The 23,111-nt window shown below is 69.5% G+C and carries 20 protein-coding genes; 7 read left to right on the top strand and 13 right to left on the bottom strand.

Translation table 11 applies throughout. The features are described from left to right. Nucleotides 1–7 precede the first annotated feature (7 nt). From ABD143_RS24390 to ABD143_RS24360, 7 genes are all read right to left on the bottom strand, one after another. On the bottom strand, nucleotides 8–1,372 hold the full coding sequence (locus ABD143_RS24390; RefSeq protein WP_343982769.1) for a phenylacetate--CoA ligase family protein: 1,365 nt from the start codon (nucleotides 1,370–1,372) through the stop codon (nucleotides 8–10). After that, on the bottom strand, nucleotides 1,372–2,085 hold the full coding sequence (locus tag ABD143_RS24385) for a FadR/GntR family transcriptional regulator (protein ID WP_343982767.1): 714 nt from the start codon (nucleotides 2,083–2,085) through the stop codon (nucleotides 1,372–1,374). The genes ABD143_RS24390 and ABD143_RS24385 overlap by 1 nt, the downstream gene beginning before the upstream one ends. Nucleotides 2,086–2,756: 671 nt before the next feature. Further along, nucleotides 2,757–3,728: an aldo/keto reductase gene (locus tag ABD143_RS24380; protein WP_343982764.1), complete on the bottom strand. Its 972-nt coding sequence runs from the start codon at nucleotides 3,726–3,728 to the stop codon at nucleotides 2,757–2,759. A gap of 93 nt (nucleotides 3,729–3,821) precedes the next feature. Next, entirely contained in the window at nucleotides 3,822–5,111 is a 1,290-nt protein-coding gene (locus ABD143_RS24375; protein WP_343982760.1) for an MFS transporter, read from the bottom strand. A 237-nt stretch (nucleotides 5,112–5,348) separates the two neighbouring features. Beyond that, on the bottom strand, nucleotides 5,349–6,521 hold the full coding sequence (locus tag ABD143_RS24370; RefSeq protein WP_343982757.1) for a serine hydrolase domain-containing protein: 1,173 nt from the start codon (nucleotides 6,519–6,521) through the stop codon (nucleotides 5,349–5,351). 75 nt (nucleotides 6,522–6,596) lie between these two features. Further along, the gene (locus tag ABD143_RS24365) at nucleotides 6,597–8,330 is read right to left on the bottom strand and encodes a thiamine pyrophosphate-requiring protein (protein WP_343982755.1); all 1,734 of its coding nucleotides are present in this window, start codon (nucleotides 8,328–8,330) and stop codon (nucleotides 6,597–6,599) included. Between the two features lie 357 nt (nucleotides 8,331–8,687). Next, the gene (locus ABD143_RS24360; protein ID WP_343982751.1) at nucleotides 8,688–9,395 is read right to left on the bottom strand and encodes a GntR family transcriptional regulator; all 708 of its coding nucleotides are present in this window, start codon (nucleotides 9,393–9,395) and stop codon (nucleotides 8,688–8,690) included. A 169-nt stretch (nucleotides 9,396–9,564) separates the two neighbouring features. On the opposite strand from ABD143_RS24360, the gene ABD143_RS24355 reads away from it, so the two are divergent. The 5 genes from ABD143_RS24355 (at nucleotide 9,565) to ABD143_RS24335 (ending at nucleotide 15,070) form a co-directional block, all read left to right on the top strand. Then, nucleotides 9,565–11,025 carry a fumarylacetoacetate hydrolase family protein gene (locus tag ABD143_RS24355; RefSeq protein WP_343982748.1) on the top strand — a complete coding sequence of 487 codons (1,461 nt, stop codon included), beginning with the start codon at nucleotides 9,565–9,567 and terminating at the stop codon, nucleotides 11,023–11,025. Between the two features lie 22 nt (nucleotides 11,026–11,047). Continuing rightward, the gene (dapA, locus tag ABD143_RS24350) at nucleotides 11,048–11,980 is read left to right on the top strand and encodes a 4-hydroxy-tetrahydrodipicolinate synthase (RefSeq protein ID WP_343982745.1); all 933 of its coding nucleotides are present in this window, start codon (nucleotides 11,048–11,050) and stop codon (nucleotides 11,978–11,980) included. Then, nucleotides 11,977–13,494, top strand: coding sequence for a 5-carboxymethyl-2-hydroxymuconate semialdehyde dehydrogenase (hpaE, locus tag ABD143_RS24345; RefSeq protein WP_343982742.1), 1,518 nt, complete (start codon nucleotides 11,977–11,979; stop codon nucleotides 13,492–13,494). Before dapA ends, hpaE begins: the two co-directional genes overlap by 4 nt. Then, nucleotides 13,491–14,516 (top strand): 3,4-dihydroxyphenylacetate 2,3-dioxygenase, encoded by a 1,026-nt coding sequence (gene hpaD, locus ABD143_RS24340; RefSeq protein ID WP_343982739.1) that lies wholly within the window; start codon nucleotides 13,491–13,493, stop codon nucleotides 14,514–14,516. Before hpaE ends, hpaD begins: the two co-directional genes overlap by 4 nt. Nucleotides 14,517–14,848: 332 nt before the next feature. Continuing rightward, nucleotides 14,849–15,070 (top strand): aldo/keto reductase, encoded by a 222-nt coding sequence (locus ABD143_RS24335; protein ID WP_343982736.1) that lies wholly within the window; start codon nucleotides 14,849–14,851, stop codon nucleotides 15,068–15,070. A 45-nt stretch (nucleotides 15,071–15,115) separates the two neighbouring features. Here ABD143_RS24335 and ABD143_RS24330 read toward each other — a convergent pair whose 3' ends face one another. From ABD143_RS24330 to ABD143_RS24305, 6 genes are all read right to left on the bottom strand, one after another. After that, nucleotides 15,116–16,387 carry an alpha/beta hydrolase gene (locus ABD143_RS24330; protein ID WP_343982733.1) on the bottom strand — a complete coding sequence of 424 codons (1,272 nt, stop codon included), beginning with the start codon at nucleotides 16,385–16,387 and terminating at the stop codon, nucleotides 15,116–15,118. 40 nt (nucleotides 16,388–16,427) lie between these two features. After that, a complete protein-coding gene (locus ABD143_RS24325; protein ID WP_343982730.1) occupies nucleotides 16,428–17,339 on the bottom strand; it encodes a LuxR C-terminal-related transcriptional regulator in 912 nt (303 codons plus the stop codon). A 4-nt stretch (nucleotides 17,340–17,343) separates the two neighbouring features. Then, nucleotides 17,344–18,882, bottom strand: a complete 1,539-nt coding sequence (locus ABD143_RS24320; protein WP_343982728.1) for a carboxylesterase/lipase family protein — start codon at nucleotides 18,880–18,882, stop codon at nucleotides 17,344–17,346. A gap of 103 nt (nucleotides 18,883–18,985) precedes the next feature. After that, a complete protein-coding gene (locus ABD143_RS24315) occupies nucleotides 18,986–20,275 on the bottom strand; it encodes an MFS transporter (protein WP_343982725.1) in 1,290 nt (429 codons plus the stop codon). 80 nt (nucleotides 20,276–20,355) lie between these two features. Next, on the bottom strand, nucleotides 20,356–20,559 hold the full coding sequence (locus ABD143_RS24310; RefSeq protein WP_343982722.1) for an ADP-ribosylglycohydrolase family protein: 204 nt from the start codon (nucleotides 20,557–20,559) through the stop codon (nucleotides 20,356–20,358). Nucleotides 20,560–20,884: 325 nt separating this feature from the next. Then, the gene (locus ABD143_RS24305; RefSeq protein WP_343982719.1) at nucleotides 20,885–21,277 is read right to left on the bottom strand and encodes an ADP-ribosylglycohydrolase family protein; all 393 of its coding nucleotides are present in this window, start codon (nucleotides 21,275–21,277) and stop codon (nucleotides 20,885–20,887) included. Between the two features lie 72 nt (nucleotides 21,278–21,349). Between ABD143_RS24305 and ABD143_RS24300 the strand changes: the two genes are divergently transcribed. Together ABD143_RS24300 and ABD143_RS24295 are read left to right on the top strand one after the other, a co-directional pair. Then, nucleotides 21,350–22,165: a FadR/GntR family transcriptional regulator gene (locus ABD143_RS24300; RefSeq protein ID WP_343982717.1), complete on the top strand. Its 816-nt coding sequence runs from the start codon at nucleotides 21,350–21,352 to the stop codon at nucleotides 22,163–22,165. Between the two features lie 19 nt (nucleotides 22,166–22,184). Further along, a complete protein-coding gene (locus ABD143_RS24295; RefSeq protein ID WP_343982714.1) occupies nucleotides 22,185–23,111 on the top strand; it encodes a hypothetical protein in 927 nt (308 codons plus the stop codon).

The following is a 23,111-nucleotide window of genomic DNA, read 5'->3' as shown; positions in this document are numbered from 1 at the left end:
ACCTCCTTCAGCACGCCGACCTCCTTCTCCTGACCAACTGGGCCTTCATCTCCCATCGAGGGAGGGCGTTGGGTGGCACGAGTTCCACCGCGGCCTTGACGACCAACTTGTCCCGCAGCGCCTGCTCGACCGCGGTCCGCAGGCCGTCGAGGTCCTCCTCGTCGGGCCCGTACTCGACCTGCACCCGCAGCGGCGGACGGACCAGGGGCCCGGCGTCGGGCAGCAGGATCTGCATGGCCCCGGTCGTCCGGGGCTGCATGGACGTCACGACGTCCTTGATCGCGCTCGGCCAGACGTTCACGCCGGCGACGAACAGCAGGTCGTCGGTCCGGCCGACGCAGTACAGGCGCGGACTCGACCGGCCACACGGGCACGGATCGGTCCGTACCAGCACCCGGTCACGCACGCGGAAGCGGACCAGGGGCACGCACTCGCGGTGCAGGTGAGTGACGACGAGTTCGCCCTCCGCACCGTCGAGCCATTCGAGCCGCTCGCCCGTCTCCGGGTCCACGATCTCGGTGAGCAACTGGTCTTCGGCGCAGATGTGCAGGCCGTCCTGCTCCGGACAGGACGCGAGGTAGATGGGGAACACGTCCGCGTTGCCCATCCCGTCACCGACCTTGGCCCCGAAGTCGGACTCGAGCTGCGCGCGGACGCCCGGGATCGACGCCCCGGGCTCGGCCCCGAGCAACAGCTTGCGCAAGCCGAGAGAGCGTGGGTCCAGGTGGAGCCGGTTGCGGCAGTACTCCGCCAGGTAGGTCGCGTACGAGGGGGTCGACATCAGCACCGTCGCGCCCAGGTCGCGGATGCTCTGCACCACCCGGTCGCTGCCGCTCGTGCCGATGGGCACGAAGGTGGCCCCGATGCGCTCGGTGGCGTCCTTCAGCGGGAGGCCTCCGACGAAGAAGCCCAGGCCGAAGGCGTGGATGACGACATCGTCGGAGCGCATCCCCTCGGAGTACAGGGCGCGGGCCACGACCTCGGTCCAGTCCTCCAGATCCCGGTGGGTGATACCGACGTAGCTGGGCCGGCCGGTCGTGCCGCTCGACGCGTGGATCCGGACGACCTCGTACATCGGCACGCCCGCGTGCCGGCCGAGCGCTGGCGCGTCGAGCTGACTGTCGCGCAGCATCTCCTTCGTCGTGAAAGGGGCGTCGAAGTCGGCGAGGGAGGCGACCGCCGCGGGATCGAACCCGCTCGCCGACCACAGCTCGGCGTAGAACGGGGACCTGGCGGCGACGTACGCCAGTTGCGCCCGCAGCCGCTCGAACTGCAGCGCGCGCACCCGCTCCCGCGGCAGCGACTCGACCACAGGGTTGAACAGGCGGCCGTCGGGCGCGCCGCCGACCAACTGGAGGGACGTGTCCGTCATCAGTCCTCCTGCTGCTTGCGGTCGTCCTCGAAGTCCAGGAGGTAGCGGCGGACGGCCCGCTCGGCCGCCCCGGGCTCGCCGTCGTCGAGCAGTCGCATGATGTGGGCCAGCGGATCGCGCACCGACTGGCACCACGCCCGGTCCCGGACCCGCTCGCCCAAGGTCAGCGTCAGGGGGCTGCGCAAGCTCTCGAAGACCGCGACGAAGACCGGATTGGCCGAGGCCTCCACCAGCGACACATGGAAGTGCACCAGCGCATCAACCACGCGCCCGGGCCGCGATCCGGCCGCGCCCAGCTTGCGCAGGGCACGGCCAAGGTCCCCGGCGTCGTAGGCCTGCGCCGCCAACCGGGCGGCCATGGGCTCGATCGCCAGCCGCACGTCCATCACGTGCCGCGGTTCCACGTCCATCGTGGACAGGGGCGCGGCGGTGATCGCGTGGAACTCCTCGGCCTCCGGCTCCGCCACGAAACGGCCGCCGCCGTAGCCCCGCCGCACCTCCAGGTATCCCGAGAGCTCGAGCGCCTTCAACGCCTCGCGCAGCATCGGCCTCGAGACGCCGAGCTGGGCGGCCAGGTCGGGTTCGGCCGGGAGTCGCCGTCCCACCGGGAGATCACCGCGGACGATGGCGCCACGCAGGCTGCTCACGACCCGCTCAAAGCCGCGGCCGGCCCCGACCGGCTCGAAGGTGTAGTCCGGCTCCTGCGCAGTCATCACGCGCTCCTTCCGGCCACATGGACGCCGCGAATCATGCCGTCGGGCCTGGCGTGCCGACCGCACGCTCTTTCGTCCGCGCGGCCGGACCCGAGAACGCGCGGGCCCGGCAGGCAGGGCGCAGCGGGCGTGGAGCGGGGTGGCCATGACCGGTTCTCCTCGTCGAGACCAGAGCGGCACGCTGACGTCTGACGTCAGCTTGTGGTCGCGCTCACCGTAAGTGCGCGGGTCGAGGAGCGTCAATAGCTCCCCAGAAAGTTGACGTTGCGGCGAAGCCAGTGTAGAACGTAAGCCTCCCACCAGCGACGATGATTGATCCAGTAGATGTCGCTCGGTTCCTCCGGCTCGTCGGTCAGTGACGCACGTCGCACCTGTTGTCTGACGACAGTTCAGGAGCGGCGGACATGGCCGACGGGCGGATCGCCGTCACCGGCGGAGCCGGCACCCTACGGAGACAGCACCATCTGCTCGACGTCCGGGAGTTCGGCAGCCAGTCGCGGCTCGGGCACAGGCTCTTGTACATCGCGCAGCCGCCCGCTGCGGCTCCGCCACGGGCTGCGCGCCGGGCCGCAAGCACCGTCGCTGTGGTGGTCCCAGATCATGGGCATACCGCCCGCCGCTCACTCACCCGCCCGCGGCGGTGGTGGTGCGCCGCGGGCGGAATGAGCGGTCTACCAGGCGTAGTCCTCCGGGGCCGGCTGGTGGCCGGGAAAGATCTCGTCCAGGCGCGCCAGGGCCTTCTCGTCGAGATGGACGTTCAGCGAGTCCAGGGCACTCTCCAGGTGAGCCATGGTGCGAGGCCCGATGATGGGGGCCGTGACCTGGGGCCGGGTGAGCAGCCAGCCCAAGGCGACCGAGGCAGGCTCTGCGCCGAGTTCCGTGCAGAACGCCTCATAGGCCTCGATCTGCGGCCGCTTGCTTTCCAGTAGTTCCCTGTTCTTGTCCTGAAACCGGCGCTGGCCTTCGCTTTCCTTCTTCAGCACGCCGCCGAGCAGGCCGACCTGCAGCGGCGACCATGTCATCACGCCGAGGCCGTAGTCCTCCGCTGCAGGGAGGACCTCGAGCTCGACAGTGCGCTCGAGGAGGTTGTAAAGCGACTGCTCGCTGACCAGGCCGAGGAAGTGACGCGCCTTCGCGGCCTCCTGCGCCTTGGCGATGTGCCATCCGGCGAAGTTGGACGATCCCGCATAGAGAATCTTTCCCTGCGACCGCAGGGTCTCCATGCTCTCCCAGATCTCATCCCACGGGGCCTCCCGGTCCACGTGATGCATCTGGTAAAGGTCGATGTAGTCGGTCTGCAGCCGGCGCAGCGAGGCCTCACACGCCCGCCGGATGCTGAGAGCCGACAGCCGCCCCTCATTCGGCCAGTCACCCATCGGGTGATACAGCTTCGTCGCCAGCACGGTCCGCTCCCTGCGGCCACCGCCCTGCGCAAACCAGTTGCCGATGATCGTCTCACTCACGCCCTTCCCCGCGGCCCCGCCGTACACATTGGCCGTGTCGAAGAAGTTGACGCCGAGCTCATGAGCCCGATCCATGATCGCAAAGGAGTCGGCCTCACTGGTGTACGGGCCGAAATTTACCGACCCCAGGCACAGCCGGCTTACCTGCAGGCCCGTGCGGCCTAGGTGCGTGTACTCCATGTCCTCTCCTTCATGTATTGGGTGGGCCGCCCCAACCGGCGCGCCATGCCGGAGCGCCGCTTGGGGCGGGGCGTTTCGGGCCACGTCATCCGTTCAGCGGGCCCCCTTGATGCGGTAGATGAAGACGGCACCGAGAACTGCGACCCCCGCGCCGACGAGATAGAGCAGGGAGTAACCGCTGATCGCCGTGGTGCCCAAGGCGATGATTCCCGGCGCGATGGCGGGCGCGATGGACTGCGGGAGCGCGTTGGTGATCGCCCACACTCCGAGGTCCTTGCCGGTGTCGCTGCTCTCCGGGAGAAGTTCGGTGGCGAGGGCGAAGTCGACCGCGAAGAAGCCCCCGGTACCGAAGCCGAGGATGGTGCTGGCGGCGATGATCATCGCCGTGTCGGGAGCGAAGGCGATCATCGCGAGGGCCAGCGCGATGATGAGGGAGCCGCCGGCGGCGAACACCTTCCGGCGACGGAAGCGGTCGGACAGCGCGCCGATGAAGAAGCTGGAGGCGATCATGGCGATCGCGGAGCCGAGGTTGGCGAGCACGATCGTGCCGGTGAGCTCGCCGCCCTCCAGGCCGAGTCGGCTACTGAGCAAGAAGACCAGGTAGGTCTGGATCCCGCTGTAGCTGAACATGATCGCGAACCGGCCGATCCACAGCCAGCCGAAGTCGGGGTTCCGGCGCGGGTTGAACACGAACGAGAGCGCGAACTCCTTCAGGCTGAGCTTCGCCGGGCGCTGGTCCAGCCTGCGGTCCCGCAGGGTCAGGACGAACAACGACGCGAAGATGACCAAGAGCACGGCGGGGACGCCGAATCGGAGGACATAGCCGCTGAATGCGTTGACGGCGACCGATCCGACCAGCAGCGCCAGCGGAAGGCCGGTTCCGACGACCCCGGAGACGAGTCCCCGCCGTTCGGGCGGGACCTGGTCCGCCACTGTCGCGTTGGCGGCCGACCACGCGGTGTTGAAGAAGATCTCGGTGAGGACCCAGCCCAGTATCACCATCCACAGCGAGTCCGCCACGGCGATCAGCAGCAGGCTCAGCAGACCGCCGATCGCCCCCCCGATGATCCAGGGCCGCCGCATGCCGAACCGGGAGGTGGTGCGGTCCGACAGACGTCCCCCCAGCGGGGTGCAGATCATCGCGACGACGGCGCCTATCGCGGTGACCAACCCGAAGGCGCCCGCCGCGTCTTCGCTGCCGACCAGGTCCTGGACCTTCAGCGGCAGCGTGAGCATGACAGGCGTGAGGATCGCCATGGCCCAGCCGAAGTTGTATAGGGCCAAGCCCGGGGTGAAGAGTCTGCCAGGGCCCGCGAGTGAGCGGGCTCCCGTGCTCCCTGCCAGGGTTCCGGTCTCCTGGCGCGGGGGGTTCTCAGCGGTCATATTTACGACCTCCTTGTCGTTCTACCGGGTAGATTCCGGCACCGTTTGAATCGCAGCGAATCAGGCAAGATACGAATGGATCGGCCGGGTGCTCGGGCCGCAGAAACGAGGCCGTATGAGCCTTGGCGATCGCGAGCGTCCGCTCGGCGAGCGAGGAGATCGAGAGGTCCCGGCACCCGAAGACCCCGCTGCCGGTTCCATGTCGTTCCCGGCTACATAGGCGCGCGGCGGAACGAGCTAAAGTGCCGCGTAAAGCGCCGTCTCGTAGTCCAGGTAAAGCTGGAGCGCCGCCGGGGTGATGAAGGGCAGCGAGTTGCTGTAGATCGAGGCGCAGATTCCACTGGTGCGGTCGATCCAGAAGTGCGTGTTGAACAGCCCGGCCCACGCGCCGGTGCAGGCCCGGCGGCGACCGGGCAGGTCGGCGGTGTTGAGCAGGAGCCCGTAGCCCCATTTGTAGCCGGGGCCGAGGTTGAGCGGGCCGCTGGAAACCGGGTCGGCGGTCGGGATTTCGGCCGGGAAGTCGAGCTCGCCGATCTGGTTGCAGAACACCTCGTCGACCGTCTTGCCGTTGAGGATCCGGGTGCCATTCAACTCGCCGCCGCGCAGCAGGGCCTGCTCGAACCTGGCGAAGTCGCGCGGCGTCGAGTACAGGCCGTGGCCGTCGGCCCACCAGTCCGGGTCGGTGCGGTTGATGATGTCGCCGGCGTCGGACCAGTTGCCGCTGTCGTCCTTGACGTGCACAGGGGCGAAGGTGTCCGTCTGCTCGGCTGTCAGTGCGACCGACGTGTTGTCCATGCCGAGCGGCCCGGTGACGCCGTCCTTGACCACAACGTCGAGTCCCTTGCCGGCGACGGCCTCGACCACGCGTCCGAGCCAGTCGGTGTTGACGCCGTAGACGAACCTGCTGCCTGGGTCGGCGACCATCGGCACCTTGAACGCCTCGAGCCGGCCGGGCACGACGTCGGGCCGGCCGCCGACCTTCTCGTACTTGGCGATGTCCTCGTTCCAGAACCAGTAGGCGAGACCGGAGGTGTGGGTGACCAGGTGCCGGACAGTGGCCCGGCTTGCCGGCGCGCGCAGTCGCGGTGTGTCCCCTTCGAAGCCTTCCAGCACCTTGACCTCGGCGAACTCGGGACAGTAGGTGTCGACCGGAGCGTCGAGGTCGAGGCTGCCCTGATCCGCCAGCTGCAGCGCGGCCACGGTGACGACCATCTTGGTCATCGACATGAGTGCGAACTCGGTGCCGGCCGTGACCTCACCGCCTTGACCGGCCACACGCGGTCCGAAGCCGGCCTCGTAGAAGACGCCATCGGCGTCCGCGGCGATCGCGGCGACGTGCGGTACCGCGCCGGCATCCACAGCGCCCTTGAGCACCCGATCAATCGCTGCACGATCTATGGACCGGCTCACCGGACCACCTCCCTCGCATCATCGGCTAGGTACATCCAGGACGCGTCCCGCGCGTCGCACCGGCGGTCGGCCGGTTCAGACCCCCGGCAGGTGGGCGGCGACCACCGCGGAGCGACCGTCGTGCACCACGGCGAGCGCGTCCTTCAACGCCTGGGGAAGCTCCGCCGGGTCCGAGACGTTCACGGCGTACGCGCCGCCGGCCGCATGCGCTATGCCGGGAAGGTCGGCTGCGGGCTCGAAGCTGACGTTGAAGTCGTCCGCCTGCGCCGCCGCGCCCTTCGGGTGGACCGCCAGCGCCGACTGCTTCGGCGCATTCCAGCCCCGGTTGTTGAAGATCACCGTCAGCGCCGGAGTGCCGTAGCGCCGCGCCACCCACTGCGCCGACGAGGGCACCCCGAAGAGATAGCTGCCGTCACCGACCAGGCACACCACCGTGCGTTCCGGCGCGGCGAGCTTCGCGCCGATCGCCCCGCCGCCGGCCCAGCCGAGCGAGCCTCCGCCGCTGCCGATCAGCGACCCGGGGCGGCTGGCCCGCAGGTGCTCGGCGACCACCGGGTAGTTGGTGATGGCCTCGGTCAGGAACAGAGCATCGTCACCGGCGAGCGCGTCGCGCACGCAGGCGGTCAGGTACTGCGGGGTGATCATGCCGCTGCCCTGCCGCTCGCGCTGGTCCCGGGCGGCCCGCTGCGCGTCATGTACCGCCGTTACGTCGGCCCGGCGCTGCGTCACCACCGCCGCATCGACCAGATCATTGTCCTGAACGAAGGCGGCGATCTGTCCCAGGGCCAGGCGCGAGCCGGCCGCGGCGAAACGGCGGGCCGGGATGTGCCACATCGGCATCTGCGACTTCAGCGGGTCGATGTCCACGCAGTAGATCTCGGCGTCTGGTGATGGCTTGCTGGTGACGTGGATCCATGGCACGTCACAGTCGACCACCAGGATCACGTCGGCTTCGGCGAGCAGCGGGTTCTGGTCTGTGGTGGTCCACTGGTAGCCGCAGTGCATCGGATGATCGGCGGGGAAGTTGACGTGGCTGGGCGCCGACTCGATGACCGGGATGGCCAGCAGCTCGCACAGAGCCACGAGCTCGGCGACGGCGGCGGTGTCCCGGCCGAGATAGCCGGTGACGATCAGCGGATGGCGGGCCCGGGCCATGGCCCGGGCGATTTCGGCGGTGACGTCGGGGCTCAGCGCCCCGGGCGCGACCGGCGTGTACTGACCGGGATCAGGCGTACACGGCTCGATCTGCTCTTCCATCACCTCGCGCGGGCCGACGAGGTAGACGGGCCCGGCCGGCTCGCTGCGCGCGATCTGCAGGGCGCGGTACACGAGCTGCTTGACGTTGCGGCCAGTGCGGATCTCGTTGTCGTACTTGGTGTAGTTGCGCAGGATGCCGCGCTGGTCATGCACGTCCTGGATCCAGTGGATGAACTCGTTCCTGCTGCCGGGCAGCTCGCCCTCGATCGTGTACGGGGCCGAGCCGGCGAAGATCAGGACGGGAGCACGTCCGCGCGACGCGTTGCCGACCGCCCCGCCGAGGTTCTGCGTCCCCGAGTCGACGTGCACGAGCACCGCCTGCGGCTCGCCGGAGACGGCGGCGTAGGCGTGCGCCGCACTGAGCGCCACGGTCTCGTGCGGGCACACGATCAGCTCCGGAAGCTCCGCCTGACGGCCCTCGGCACGAGCCTGTGCCAGCGCCTCGATCAGGCCGGGATGATCGCTGCCGAGATTCGCGAACATGTAGCGAACGCCGGCTTCGGCCAGTGCTTCGAGGAATGCCGTGCTCGTGCTGTAGTAGCGGTCCCCCATCGGTCAGGCCCCTCCGTTCCGGGTGTACGTGCCAGCGGCACCCGGCTAGCCGATGCCGCGGCTGCCCCGGGCCGGGGGCTGACGCACCGCAGCTGGCTGCGGCAGATCATCGCTGAGCATCGTATATGATTTGATATACGTGTCAAGGACTTGTCGAGTACGCCTCAAGGCCTCGCCGCCGACGGCCAGGAAGACCCGGCGGGGCCCGGCTCGCAGCGCTCGCACGCCCCGCGGGAACACCGAAGCCCGGCTTGCGAGGTACGCGAATCCCGCGGCCCGGAAGATCCGCCTCACCGGCACAAGGAGGCGGATGTCCCCTACAGCGACCGGTGTCGCCTTACCGATATCGGGGTCACGCTATGGCCGGCGCTGGATGAACGCGTCGAGCGTGGCGAGCTTGTGGGCGCGTGCCGCCCGCTCGATCTTCTGCTCCGAAGCATGGGACTCGATGAGATCGAGGAGCTGGTCATGCTCGGCCACGGACGTGTGGGCCCGTCGGGGGACGAAGACGAACGCGGACCGGCGGATCAGCGCCATCTGGCTCCATTCCCGCTCCACCAGCCCGCACAGGCGCGGGTTGGGGCAGGCGCTGCACAGCAACTTGTGGAACTCCTCATTGAGTTGCGTGAACGCGACGGGATCGAACGCCTCGATGCTGGCCCGCATCCGCTCGTTGACCCGGCGCGCGTCGCGCAGCGTCCGCGCCGTCAGGTGCGGCGCAGCAAGCGCGGTCGCGGCTGCCTCGACGATCGCCAGCACCTGCATGGTGTGCCGGTACTGATCCGGGTCGATGCTGGCCACACTGGCGCCGAGGTTGCGGGTGAAGACGACGTATCCTTCGGACTCCAAGCGGCGGACCGCCTCGCGCACCGGCACCGCGCTGACCGACAGCTCACGGGCGAGTTGGTCGAGGACGAGACGGAACCCGGGCCCGTAAGTGCCGTCCTCGATGCGCTCCTTGATCAGCCGGTACGCCCGCTCGGACTTCGACGGGGCGGCCGGGCCCGCCGCTTCGCCGGTCTCCGCGAGAGGGTCCCGGGCCTTGGCTGTCTGTTCTCGTGCCACACATCCATCATATATGTTGCCGTTGACGGTACAGCCCGCTTCGGGTCCTGCAGAACCATCGTGCTGCCTCGCCTGAACGGCGACTGCCCCGGGCGGCGCGGGCCGGCCGGGCACCGCACGCCCCAAGCATCCGGTGCGATGGTGCGTAACATCGTATATGTTTTCGTTCATGACCATGGTTCTACCCACGGCGCCAAGTAAGATCATCGCGGTTCATCTCAACTACCGGTCCCGTGCCGAGCAGCGCGGGCGCGTGCCGGAGTTCCCGTCGTACTTCCTCAAGCCACCGTCATCGCTGGCGGGGTCCGGCGATCAGGTGGTCCGGCCGGCGGGGTGCGAACTGCTGGCGTTCGAGGGAGAGATCGCCCTGGTGATCGGCGAGCGCACCCGGAGTGTGTCGCCGGAGCAGGGCTGGGGCCGGGTCCGCTGGGTGACGGCAGCCAACGATCTCGGCCTCTACGATCTGCGGTATGCCGACCGCGGCTCCAATCTGCGGTCCAAGGGGGCGGACGGCTTCACCCCGGTCGGTCCGGAACTGATCGATGCGCGTGACCTCGACCCGGCAGCGCTGCGGCTGCGCACCTGGGTGAACGGCGAGCTGGCCCAGCAGGATGACACCGCCAACCTGCTGTTCCCCTTCGGGCAGCTCGTGGCCGACCTGTCCCGGCTGATGACGCTGTACCCCGGGGACCTCATCCTCACCGGAACGCCGGCGGGCTCGTCGGTGCTGCAGCCCGGCGACATCGTCGAGGTAGAGGTGGACGGCAGTGGCCGGTCGACCGGCCGGCTGCGCACCGCCGTGGCCGCCGCCGATGGTGAGCTGCCTGGCTACGGCGCGATGCCTCGGGCTGACGAGCAGACCGCCGCCGAAGCCTACGGCCGGCCACCGACGCCCGCGGTCGGTCTGCTGACCGAGGAACTGCGCACCGTCGCGACCGCGACGCTGGCCAGCCAGCTCCGCGCCCGCGGCCTGCCGAGCACGGTGATCGACGGGGTGCACCCGGTGCGGCCTGGATCGCGGCTCGCAGGGGTGGCCCGCACCCTGCGTTACGTCCCGCTACGCGAGGACCTGTTCGCCGCCCACGGCACCGGGATGAACGCGCAGAAGCGCGCTATCGAGCAGGTCGGCCCGGACGAGGTACTGATCATCGAGGCGCGCGGCGCCCGCGACGCGGGCACGATCGGCGACATCCTGGCGCTGCGCGCTCAGGTCCGCGGCGCGGCCGGGATCGTCACCGACGGCGCTGCACGGGACAGCGCCGCCCTGCGGGAACTGGACATCCCTGTCTTCTGCGCGGCCAGCCACCCGGCGGTGCTCGGCCGACGGCATGTGCCGTGGGAGATCGACGCGGTGGTCGCGTGCGGCGGCGCGACCGTGGTTCCCGGCGACCTGGTGATCGGCGACGACGACGGGGTGGTCGTGCTGCCGGCCGACATCGCCGCGGAGGTGGTCGCCGCGGCGGTGGAGCAGGAGCGTCAGGAAAGGTTCATCGCCGAACAGGTCAAGGCCGGCGAAGCCATTGGCGGGCTGTACCCGCTGGGGGACCGATGGCGGGCCGCGTACCAGCGCTGGCTCGCGGGCCAGGGAACGCACGGGACGCGAACAGCGGAAGGCACCGGGGACCAGTGATCGGACGGAAGGAGCAGCACGGATGAAGTACCGATCGGATCCGGCGCAGATCAGGGGGTCAATCGCCCCCGTCATCACGCCGTTCACCGCTGACGGCGCGGTCGATCATGACTCGCTGCGCGGCCTTGTCCGGTTTCAGCTGGAGTCCGGGTCGCACGGAATCTCTCTCGGCGGCTCCACCGGCGAACCCAGCGCGCAGTCGACTGCCGAACGCATCGCCGCCATGCGCACAGTTGCGGCCGAGATCGCCGACCGGGTGCCGTTCCTGCCCGGCACCGGTTCACACAAGCTGGACGAGACGCTGGAGATCACCGCTGCCGCGCGGGACCTGGGCGCGGACGCTGCGCTGGTGATCACCCCGTACTATGCGCGGCCGACGCAGGAGGCTCTGTACCGCTGGTACGCGACGGTCGCCATGGAGTTCCCGGACCTGCCGATCGTCGCCTACAACGTCCCGTCGCGCACCGCCGTCGACCTCGACCCCGACACCGTCCGGCGGCTGTTCGCCGACTTCGACAACTTCGTCGGAGTCAAGGAGACCACCAGGGACTTCGAGCACTTCTCCCGCGTGCTGCACGCCTGCGGGCGCGACCTGCTGGTGTGGTCCGGGATCGAGCTGCTGTGCCTGCCGCTGCTGGCACTGGGCGGGGCCGGGTTCGTCTCCGCGGTGGCGAACCTCGCACCCGGCGCGGTGGCCCGGATGTATGAGTTGTGGCAGGCGGGCGAGTTCGACGCGGCCCGCGACATTCATTACGCGCTGCACCCGCTGGTGGACTTGCTGTTCGTGGAGACCAACCCGGCGCCCGTCAAGTGGGTCCTCGCCCAGCAGGGCCGGATCTCGTCGCCTTCCGTGAGACCACCGCTCACCGAGCCGACCCCGGCCGGGCTGGACCGCATCCGTCAGTTGCTCAGCCTGGGCGGCGAACTGACCGAGCAGATAGGAGCCGCCAGGTGAGCACGTCGGAAACCGCTGTCGCCTCGACCGCACTGGAGGGCCTTCCGGATCGCATCCCGCACTGGATCGGCGGGGAGTACGCCGACGCCTCTGACGGCCGCACCTTCGACGTCGCAGACCCGGTCAGCAACATCCCTTACGCGCGCGCCGCGCGCGGCAACGCGGCCGACATCGACCGTGCCGTCGCCGCGGCGAGCGCTGCCTTTCCCGCCTGGGCGGCGGTCGGCAACCGGGCCCGTGCCACCATCCTGAATCGCGTCGCCGACGCCATCGAGACGCGGCATGACCGCCTCGCCGCGTTCGAGACCTTCGACACCGGCCTGCCGGTTACGCAGGCGCGTGGCCAGGCCCGCCGCGCAGCGGAGAACTTTCGCTACTTCGCCGATGTGATCGTCACGTTGGGCGAGGAGGCCTTCCGGCAGGGCAGCGAGCAGATCAGCTACGTTGTCCGCCAGCCTGTGGGGGTCGCCGGGCTCATCACCCCGTGGAACACCCCGTTCATGCTGGAGAGCTGGAAACTGGCTCCGGCCATAGCGGCCGGCTGCACCGTCGTCCTCAAGCCCGCGGAGTGGACGCCGCTGTCGGCGTCGCTGTGGCCGGAGATCTTCACCGAAGCCGGGGTGCCCGCCGGAGTCGTCAACATCGTGCACGGGATCGGCGAGGAGGCCGGGCAGGCGCTGGTCGAGCACCCGAACGCGCCGCTGATCTCCTTCACCGGCTCCACCGGGACCGGCAGTCACATCATCCGTTCCTCCGCATCGAACCTGAAGACCACCTCGATGGAACTGGGAGGCAAGTCGCCCGTCGTCGTCTTCGCCGACGCCGACCTGGATGCGGCGCTGGACTCCGTCGTCTTCGGCGTCTTCTCTCTCAACGGCGAACGCTGCACCGCAGGCTCTCGCGTCCTGGTCGAGCGTCCCGTCTACGAGGAGTTCTCCGCGCGGCTGGCGCAGCGCGCTGCCGCTACCGTGGTCGGGCCGCCCGCCGACCCCGCTACCGAGGTCGGCGCGCTGGTCCATCCCGAGCACTACGCCCGCGTCCTGGACTACGTGGAGACCGGCCGCATGGAGGCAACGCTGCTCGCAGGCGGGTGCGCACCTGCCCACCTGTCCGAGGGCAATTACCTGCAGCCCACGGTGTTCGCCGACGTGCCACGCGACGCCCGCATCTTCCAGGAAGAGATCTTCGGCCCGGTCGTCGCGGTTGCCCCGTTCGACACCGAGGAGGAAGCGGTGGAGCTTGCAAACGCCACCCGGTACGGCCTGGCGGCCTACGTCTGGACCAGCAACCTGACCCGCGGCCATCGCATCGCGCACGCCGTCCAGTCGGGCATGGTCTGGATCAATTCCCACAACATACGTGATCTGCGCACCCCGTTCGGCGGCGTGAAAGCCTCAGGGATCGGCCGCGAGGGCGGTGCCCGCAGCATCGACTTCTACACCGACTTCAAGATCGTCCATCTTGCCCTCGGCCCGGTTCACACCCCGGCGTTCGGGAAGGGCGGGCAGAAATGAACCGCGCTGTCGGCCCCGAGCCGCCCGATGTCGTCCGGTCCGCCTACGCCCAGCTGGTCGTCACCGACCTGGCGCGTGCCCGCGGGTTCTGGGTGGACCTGCTGGGCCTGCACGTCGAGCAGGAGGATGCCGGAACCCTCTGCCTGCGCGGCTACGACGAGCTCACCCACCACAACCTGGTCCTGGTGCAGGGCCGGCAGGCGGCCCTGCACCACCTCGCCTACCGGGTGCGTACCCCGGCGGACGTTGACAAGGCAGAGGCGTACTTCAGGTTCCACGGCCACTCGGTCCGGCGCGTCACGGCCGGTAAGGGCACCCCCGGCGTGGGTGATGCCGTGCGGGTGCTGGACCCGCTCGGCTTCCCCGTCGAGTTCTTCCACTCCATCGAGCGCGGCGAGCGGCTCATCCAGCGCTACGACCTGCACCGTGGCGCGCACATAGCGCGCCTCGACCACTTCAACATCTGCACCCCAGACATCCCCGCCGCCTACGCCCACTACACCGCGCTCGGCTTCGGCTGTTCCGAGACCATCGAGGGCGACGAGCACGAGCTGTACGCAGCCTGGATGTACCGCAAGCAGACCGTCCACGACGTCGCCTTCACCAGCGGCGCCGGTCCCCGGCTACACCACCTCGGCATGGCGACCCACGATTCCCACCAGGTGCTCCACGTCGCCGATGTCCTCGGCGCGCTCAACCTCCAGCAGCACATCGAGCGCGGTCCCGGCCGCCACGGCGTCTCCAACGCCTTCTACGTCTACCTCCGTGACCCCGACGGGCACCGCGTCGAGATCTACACCTCCGATTACTACACCGGCGACCCCGACCACCAGACCTACCGCTGGAGCGTCCACGACGACCGGCGCCGCGACTTCTGGGGAAACGCGGTCATCGAGTCCTGGTACAAGGAAGCCACCCCTGTCCTCGACCTCGACGGGGCCGTGCAGCCCACCGCTGACACCGTGCTCGATGAGTCGGCCGTCGCGGCGGTTCCCACGGTCGGCGCCGACGGCCTGGGTTGACGCGTACGGGTCTGAGGTCGGGTGGCCCGGGGGATCCACCCCCCGGGCCACCCGACCCTTCCCGGCACGCTGGCCCAGCGGGGTGGCGCAATTCGGCAAGGTCACGCTGATCGAGCCCGGTGGGTTCGCCACCGACTGCGCCGGCTCCTCGTCGAGCACGTCCCAGCAGTTGCCGGCGTACCTCGACTACCACGCACAGGTGCAGCAGCAGCGCCGCAAGAGGATCGGAACCCCCGGTGACCCGCGGGCGTCCGCCGCAGCCGTGCTGACGCTCGTGGATACCGATGAACCGCCGCTGCGATGCTTCTTCGGCACGACGCCGCCTGATCGAGATGGCCATCGCGTTCGTCCTGCGCCACCCATCCATCACCACCGCGATCATCGGCCCGCGCACCATGGACCATCTCGAGTCGCAGCTCACCGCGGCCGACGTCGTCCTGTCCGGCGACGTCCTGGACCGCATCGACGCGATCGTGCCGCCCGGCCTCACCCTCAACCCGGCCGACGACGGCTGGGTCAGCCCTTCGCTGCACCCGTCCGCCCGCCGCCGCTGAAACCCTCCCGGGCACAGGTCGACGGCAGGCACAGGACAGGGACGGTCATCCATCCCCGACGTACTTCTGGAGCCATGGCAACATCAGCCCTCGCGTGGCCTTCGTGCCGATGTTGAGGGAGGTCCCGTCGTACGCGTGCTCCAGGAAGGGAAGCTCGACATAGCGGTTGGTGACGCCGGCTGCGGTCAGCTCGTCGGCGAACGCCTTCGTGTGGTCGGCGAAGACGAGGTGGTCCCGGCCGCCCTGGAGGATCAGGGTCGGCGGGGCGGCCGGGGTGATCTGGTTGGCGGAGTCGATGGCCTGGTAGCGCTGCGGGTACTGGGCCGGGGTGCCGCCGACGTACCAGTCACTGACCTGCTCGCCGAACGCGGTCTCGCCCACGGAGACCGTCATGTCGACCACAGGGTACGAGGCGATCACGGCCTTCACCCGCGGCAGTTGTGCCGCGGAGCCGCAACTGGGCGTCAGGGTGCCCGCGTCGATCTTGTAGGCGACGTTGATGGCCAGGTTGCCGCCCGCTGACCCGCCGAAGGTGGCGACCTTGTCCAGGTCCCAGCGGTACTCGGAGGCGTGTGCGGTGGCCCAGGTCATGGCGCAGGCGACGTCGGCGTCGGCGGTGTTCCAGGTGTGCTCGGTCGCGGTGCCCAGCCGATAGTCGACGTCGAGGACCGCGTATCCGTTGTCCGCCAGCCAACTCAGGTACGGCGTCGGACCGCGGCTGCCCGCGATGAAGCCGCCGCCGTGGATGCTGACGACCAGCGGGGCCGTCGACGACGTCTTCGGCAGGTACAGGTCCGCCCGCAACTGCTGTCCGCCCAGCGTGGCGTACGCGACGGTCTTGTCTGGTCCCCGGCCGACGGAGCTCGCCGGGGTGGTCGGCGAGAACACGTACCACTGGCCGGTCGCGCCGTGTACCGAGAGGATCTGCACGGTGGTGGTGATCAGAACCAGCACCATGGCAAGTCCGCTCAGCGCCGAGACGGTGGCGGGCAGCCGCCGCCGGCCGCGACGGCGCAGCTCAACCAGTCCAACGACCAGGGCCAGGGCCGCCAGCACGATGAGCCACGAGCCGTAAACGTCCCGGATCACGGAGAGGCTGAGCACGGGCTGCTGGAGCGCCAGGGTGGACAGGACAGGCGACCACCAGCCGACGGGCAGGATCGCCGAGAGCTGTCCGAACAGGACGAAGATGGCGACGCACGCAGCCGCCACCAGGAGCGCGCCGCGAGCGATGCGCCCGAGACGGGTACCCCGCGACCTCGTCCCGCCTGCTTCCGGTGCTTCGGGCGTCGGGGAACGGTCAAGATCGTTTCTCACCGGGGTCAGCGTGGGTGCGGACCGGCGCCACGGCAACACCTCACCTGCATGTGCCCCCCGAATGGGGGGCGCATGCGGCGCAACGGGTTTCCTGGCAGAGAGCGGCGGCCACCAGGGCAGCACGGTTGGACACGCCGAGCTTGCGCATGCTCGACGTGAGGCTCGACTTCACGGTCTCGGCGCCGATCCCGAGCTTCGCGGCGATCTCCTGGTTCGTCGCGCCGTGTGCGACCTCGCCGATGACCTCCCGTTCCCGCGCGGTGAGTCCGACCCGCGCTGCGTCCCCCAGTGCCTCGTCGGTCAGGCGCCGGACGAGGGCGTCGATCTGCTGCCGTTGGTGTCCGTCCGTCGTGGACGCGATGTGCACGAGTTCCGAGCAGATGCCGACGAGCCGGCGGCGCTCGGCCACGCTCGCCACCGGGTCCCCGGCCGCACGACCGTCGCCCCTGGTCCCTCCGGCAGCGGCCCGCAGGTATTCCAGGCGCCGGTTCAAGGCCAGGTCTTCGGCCAGGTCCCGCTCGAGGGCGCGCACGACGGTCATGACGTCGCCGATGACGCGGTCGCCGAAGACGTGCTCGTGGCGTAGCGCGCCCCAGATCACGCCCCGAGGACCCTGGGGCACCCGGACCGGGACTGCGAAGGCGGCGCGGATCTGCTCGCGGCGCACGGCAGCGTCGTAGTCGTGGGTGATCCCTCCCGCGTGGCAGTAGTCCTGGACCTGCACCGGCTTGGCCAGGAGCATCGCCTTGCCGCCCAGCCCCGCGCCGACGGCGACGCGCAGGTTGCGTAGGCCCTCGGTGGTGACGCCCACGAGCCGGTCGATGACGAAGTGGTCGGTGTCGGCGGCCATGAGAGTGCCCACGGTGAGGTCCACGCCCGCCACGCGTCGCACGTCGTGGAGCAGCATGGTGAGCGACGACGACTGCGCAGCGGTGAGGGCGGCTTGGCGCAAGACGTCACCGTCCCTCGGCTAGCAGAGGAAGCACGTCGAAGGTGTGGTGCTGCCACAAGCGATGTGAGGCTTCCTCCGGGTAGGCCGTGGTCGATACCTCGGTGTCCAGGAGCTGGACCAGGCGCTGGTCGGGGTCGTAGGCGGGCCAGCCCGGGGAGTCCTCAACGGCGAAGGCCGTCCAGGCTGAACGTATCCGCGCGGAGAGGGTTTCGACCTCGGGCGAGGGCTCGGGTTCGAACAGGTCGAGGCTGATTCCGCCGAAATCGCCGAACTCGCCGAAGGTGAGGGGTACGTCCAGTGCGTGGCAGGCACCCAGAAGGCCCCCGTTCGCCGGGGCAGGCCAGGTGAGCTCGTACACGTGGGCGCGCCCGCCGCCGGCGATCTGGGCGTGCGCGAGGTGGAGTGCGGGCATGCGGAAGGTCCAGTCGGACTGGACGAGTTCCCACAGCTGCTCGTCGGACGCGCCGGGGAATGCGGCCCGGTAGGCCGATTCCGGCTCCGGCCCTGGCCCGAACACACGCAACGCCGTGGCGGCCTGCTCGGCTGTGATCCGGCCCAGCCGTCCGCTGGCCGCGAGGAACAACCGGAACTCGTCGCGATTGTGGCCGACGATCAGAGGCACCTCGCGCGCGGCGCCGCTCGCCAAGGCACTCCAGGGTGCCTGCGGCAGCACCTCGCCGTCCACGACCGGGGAGAAAGGCGTGACGGTGTGCGCAACCGGCCCCCACCGGTCCTCATGCCGCGGCATCGAGAGCCGCAACGCCGCAGGGGCACCAGCGAGCTTGTGCGGGTCGACGGCGGAGAGGTCGGCAGCCGTCGGACGCAGGCCGAGGTCCTGCACAAGGGCGGCCGCGATGTCCGTCGCCAGTGCGTCGGAGAAGAAGGTGCCGGGCATGCTCTGCAGGATGGCTCGCCGGAACAGGCCCTTGGCGCTGGGCATGGCCAGGAGCGCCGCGATGGATCCGGCACCGGCGGACTCGCCGAAAACCGTGACCTGGTCCGGGTCGCCGCCGAACGCGCCGATGTTCTCCTGGACCCAGCGCAGGGCAGCGACCTGGTCGAGCAGGCCGCGGTTGGCCGGGGCATCCTGGAGCCGGGCGAACCCCTCCATGCCGACGCGGTAGTTGAACGTCACGACGACCACGTCCCGCTCATTGACGAGCCGGCGACCGTTGTAGACGGGAGCTGCCGAGAAGCCGGATTGGTAGCCACCGCCGTAGATCCACACCATCACCGGGCGCCGCGCAGCCGGATCGGGCGCGTGCGTCCACACGTTCACCGTCAGCCACTCCGGTGAGTCCTCCGCACCTTCCGGGCCCACGGGGGTGCCCGGTCGCATGGGCGTCTGCGGAGGTGGCGGGCCGAACTCGAGGGTGTCTCGCACGCCGTTCCAAGGCAAGGCGGGGCGGGGCGCCGCGAAGCGGGCCTCGCCGACCGGCGCCTGGGCGAACGGGATGCCGCGGAAGACGGAGAGGCCGTCCTCGTTGCGGCCGCGCACCGCGCCCGCTGACGTCATGGCCACCGGCGGCGTGCTGGTGTTCATGGAGGCTCCTGGGATGGTCGTGGTTGTGGCGGGTCGAAGGGGACGGGCTCGGCCCGCAAGATCGGCGCCGAGGGGTGATCGTCCTAGATGTGGCACCGGCCGGTCAGCGAACACCCTTGATGCGGTAGACGCAGGCCGCTCCGAGCACCGCGCTCATCGCACCGAGGATGTAGAGCAGGGAGTAACCGCTGATCGACGCGGTGCCCAGGGCGATGACGGCCGGCGCGATGACCGGCACGATGGACTGCGGGAGTCCGTTGGTGATCACCAGCACGCCGAGGTCCTTGGCGGTGTTGCCGCGGTCCGGGAGGACCTGGGTGGCCAGCGCGAGATCGACTGCGAGGAAGCCGGCGGCGCCGAAGCCGACGACCGGTCCGGCGGCGATCACCAGCGACGGATCGGGCGCGAAGGCGATCATGGCGAGCCCCAGCGCGATGAACACAGAACCCGCCGCGACGAACGGCTTCCTGCGACCGAGGCGGTCGGAGAGCGTGCCCATGAGGTAGCTGGACACGATCATGGCGATCGCGGCTCCCGTGTTCGCCAGCACGATGACGCCCGTGAGGGCCGAGCCGGTCAGTCCGAACCGGTCAACGAGCAGATAGACCTGATAGGTCTGGACTCCGCTGCTGCCGAACATGACCGCGAACCGGCCGATCCACAGCCAGCCGAAGTCCGGGTTGCGCCGCGGGTTGAACACGAAGGAGGTCGCGAACTCCTTCAGGTCGAGCCTCGCCGGGCGCTCCTGGAGCCTGCGGTCGGACAGGCTCAGGACGAGGAACACCGCGAACACCAGCATCAGAGCACCGGGAACGACGAACCGGGCGATGCTGCTCGTGAACGTGTTCACGATGACCGAGCCGGTCAGTACCGCAGCCGGCAGGCCGAATCCGACGATCCCGGAGACGCGCCCACGGCGTTCGGGTGCGACCTGGTCGGCGACGGTCGCGGTGGCGGCGGCCGTTGCGGAGTTGATGAAGACCTCCGCGAGGCACCAGCCCAACACCACCATCCACAGCGAGTCTGCCGCGCCGATCAGCAGCAGGCACAGCACGCCGCCGGTCGCACCACCGATGATCCACGGCCGGCGCATGCCGAACCGCGAGGTCGTGCGGTCCGACAGGCGCCCCGCGAGCGGGCTGCAGATGATCGCGAGCACCGCGCCGACGGCCGTGACCAGCCCCAAGGCGCCCGCCTTCGCCTGGTCTCCGACGATCTCCTGGACCTTCAGCGCCAGCGTGAGCCGGACGGGCGTGAGGACCGCCACGGAGGCGCCGAAGTTGAACAGGGCAAGGCTGGGAGTGAAGAGCTTGCCGGGCCGCACGGGCGCGGCGCCGGCGGCGGTGCCCGAGGGGGTCTCTGCGTTGAGGGGCAGGGGTACGTCCTGGCTCATCTGGTGACTTCCTTGTCTTCTACCCGGGTAGATTCCAGATTCGGCGAGAACCGCCGGAATGGGTGGATGACCGGTACGCCCTATGCCGGGTGGGCCTCGACGATCGCGAGGGTCCGCTCGGCGAGCGACGAGATGGCGAGGTCGGCGAAGCCGAAGACCGCGCTGCGGCAGCGGGCTTCGAGGGGGTCCACGAGGGCGTCGGGCAGACCGGACAGGCCCAGGAACGCTCCGGCCCACGCTCCTGCTGTGGCGCCGATCGAGTCGGTGTCCAGCCCGGTCTGCACTGCCAGCCCCGACCGTCTCGCCGAACCTCCCCTCACCCCACAGCAGGGCCGCGGTGAGTGCGCCGGCGTTGTTGATGGTGTGCACCCAACTCATGCCGGAGTGCCGCGCGTGCAGGTCGTCCAGGCACTTCTCCCAGGCCATGCCGCCGCGGAACTGCTCCAGCACGGTCTGGATCTCGATGCCAAGGCGGGAGGTGGCGGGCACGTGCCGCAGAGACTCCGCAACGGATTCCGCCGGGGTGGCGGCGATGAACGATGAAAAGATCAGGGCAGCGGCCCATATCGCACCGTAGATCCCGATGGCCCGATGGCTCAACGCGGCGTCCTAGTAGGACAGCAGAGCGGCCTTGCGTGGCTGCCCGGGTGCGGCGAAACCGAAGATGTCGGCGCGGATCAGCGCGCCGATCCACTCCCGGTACGGGTTGTGGTGCTCCCCCGCCTCTGCCAGCGACACTTCGCGGACCAGGTTCTGGCAGGTCGCGCGTTCGGCGGTGAAGAGCTGGTGCACGGGGAAGCGGGACAGCCACTCGGCCGCGACGTCGCGGGCGGTGTAGGTGGTGCCGTAGGTCTCCAGCAGGTGCAGGCCCAGCACCGTGTAGTCGACGCAACTCGTTGCGGGCCAACGCCCACGGTTCCTGGCCGACAGGGCTGGACTTCTCGCCTTCGGGCAGGTACTCCACGGCGGCTCCTCGTCGATTTCGGGCGGCCAGGCTAACACATTGACACCGAGTCACCTAGTGTCTTGGTTACCAGTTGACAGCGGCTCCCTGGTGACCTAGCGTCGAGCGACGTGTCGCACGAGTCATCAAGCAGCGGGGCCGACCACAGGATCGGGCGCAGCCGGATCGCCGACCGGATCGTCGACAATCTGCGGGAACGCATTTTCAGCGGCGAATTGCCGAACGGCTCGCGGCTGCCGGCGGAGCGGGAACTGGCCGAGCAGTACGGCGTCAGCGGCGCGACGATCCGAGAGTCGGTTCGCGTCCTGGCCACCATCGGGCTTATCGACGTCCGTCACGGTGCCGGCTCGTTCGTCACCGCCGAACCCGACACCATGATCGGCATGTCCATCGCCTCCGTGGTGCGGCTGGAACGCGTCGGTGCGCGCGAAGTACTCGGCCTGCTCGGCGCCCTGAACAGATACGCCGCCCAACTGGCCGCCCAGGAGGCGACCGACGCCGAGATCGCCTCGCTTCGGGAGGCGGCCGAGAAGCTGGCGGTGATCGACGACATCAACCGCACGATCGAGGACCTCGGGGCCTTCATGCGGCGGCTGCCGGAGATCTCCCATAACGCGTTGCTCATCCCGTTGTGCCGCCTACTCGCCGACGTCCAGGTCGAGTTGGCCGCCAAGTTGAGCGGCGGGCGCGTGTCCGAATTGCGGCGGGTCGCCGGAGGCCTGCACGCGGACCGGCTCGCGATCGTCGAGGCCGTGGAGAGCCGCTCCCCGCAGCGGGCGGCCGAGGCCGTCGACGCGCACTCCGCGCACGCGGCACGCCTGGTCCTGTCGACCCCGCAGGCGAAGAAGATCCAGATCACGGACCCCGGTTACGCGCATCTGCTGGCCGGCCTGCTCAACGCCAGGCTCAGCTCGACCGCGAACTGACCGATCACTGGAGGAACCGATGAAGATCGTCCACTTCGACAAGGACAACTGGATCAAGGACCACCCCAGCGGCACCCTGTACTTCCAGCACCTCCTCAAGGGCGAGCCCGGCCCACCGGACAACTTCATGTACGTACTCGCCAAGCAGCAGGACGAGTGGTCGATGCCGCGCCACCGGCACAACTTCGACCAGATCCGGCTGCCGCTGGTCGGCGACAACACGACCTACGGACGCGGCGTAGTACTCAAGGAGGGCCAGGTCGGCTACTTCCCCGAGGGACTGTCCTACGGACCCCAGGAATCGCCGATGAAAGGCATGGCGCCCGGCGAGCCACTCGGCCTGACCCTGCAGTTCGGCGGCTCGTCCGGCTACGGCTTCATGAGCATCGAGCAACGCCGCCAGGCGAGGCAAGAACTGATCGAGGCCGGGGGCAGCTTCGACGGCCCGTTCTACGTCCGCCCGGACGGCACCCGGCAATGGGGCCTGACCACCATCTGGGAGCACGTCTTCGGCGAGCACCTGAAGTATGCCCGCCCGCGGTACACGCATCCCGTCGTCGCGGACCCGAAGCGGTTCAACTGGCTTCCCGTCGAGGGAACCAAGGGCGTGGATCACAAGTGGCTGGGCGCGTTCTCGGAGCGCGCCGTGTGGGTCGAGATGATCAAGCTCCAGCCCGGGGCCCGATGGTCGTCCGCCGACCCGAAGGCCCGCCGCCTGCTCACCGTGCTCTCCGGCGACGGCGAATGCGATTGCGACCAGATCGGCTACCTGACCGCGATCCAGGCCGACGCGGGCGAGACGCTGGACCTGGCCGCCGGGTCCTCGCCCCTGGAGTTGTTCCTGATCGGCCTTCCCCCGGTGGTGCTGCCCACGACCGAGTCGCAGGAATACGACCTGGACGAGTTTCCCGCGGAGGACCGTGAGCCGGCCGGGCAGTCGAGCTGA

This window comes from Pseudonocardia aurantiaca (assembly GCF_039526725.1).
GTDB classification, from domain to species: domain Bacteria; phylum Actinomycetota; class Actinomycetes; order Mycobacteriales; family Pseudonocardiaceae; genus Pseudonocardia; species Pseudonocardia aurantiaca.
The sequence above is the reverse complement of the archived record's forward strand: the minus strand, read 5'-3'. Positions and strand labels throughout refer to the sequence as shown.

What these genes read in the sequence shown, in the direction of transcription:
- ABD143_RS24390 (WP_343982769.1), bottom strand. Translation starts at nt 1,372, where the DNA reads ATGACGGACACGTCCCTCCAGTTGGTCGGCGGCGCGCCCGACGGCCGC.
- ABD143_RS24385 (WP_343982767.1), bottom strand. Translation starts at nt 2,085, where the DNA reads ATGACTGCGCAGGAGCCGGACTACACCTTCGAGCCGGTCGGGGCCGGC.
- ABD143_RS24380 (WP_343982764.1), bottom strand. Translation starts at nt 3,728, where the DNA reads ATGGAGTACACGCACCTAGGCCGCACGGGCCTGCAGGTAAGCCGGCTG.
- ABD143_RS24375 (WP_343982760.1), bottom strand. Translation starts at nt 5,111, where the DNA reads ATGACCGCTGAGAACCCCCCGCGCCAGGAGACCGGAACCCTGGCAGGG.
- ABD143_RS24365 (WP_343982755.1), bottom strand. Translation starts at nt 8,330, where the DNA reads ATGGGGGACCGCTACTACAGCACGAGCACGGCATTCCTCGAAGCACTG.
- ABD143_RS24355 (WP_343982748.1), top strand. Translation starts at nt 9,565, where the DNA reads ATGACCATGGTTCTACCCACGGCGCCAAGTAAGATCATCGCGGTTCAT.
- dapA (WP_343982745.1), top strand. Translation starts at nt 11,048, where the DNA reads ATGAAGTACCGATCGGATCCGGCGCAGATCAGGGGGTCAATCGCCCCC.
- hpaD (WP_343982739.1), top strand. Translation starts at nt 13,491, where the DNA reads ATGAACCGCGCTGTCGGCCCCGAGCCGCCCGATGTCGTCCGGTCCGCC.
- ABD143_RS24335 (WP_343982736.1), top strand. Translation starts at nt 14,849, where the DNA reads ATGGCCATCGCGTTCGTCCTGCGCCACCCATCCATCACCACCGCGATC.
- ABD143_RS24320 (WP_343982728.1), bottom strand. Translation starts at nt 18,882, where the DNA reads ATGAACACCAGCACGCCGCCGGTGGCCATGACGTCAGCGGGCGCGGTG.
- ABD143_RS24315 (WP_343982725.1), bottom strand. Translation starts at nt 20,275, where the DNA reads ATGAGCCAGGACGTACCCCTGCCCCTCAACGCAGAGACCCCCTCGGGC.
- ABD143_RS24295 (WP_343982714.1), top strand. Translation starts at nt 22,185, where the DNA reads ATGAAGATCGTCCACTTCGACAAGGACAACTGGATCAAGGACCACCCC.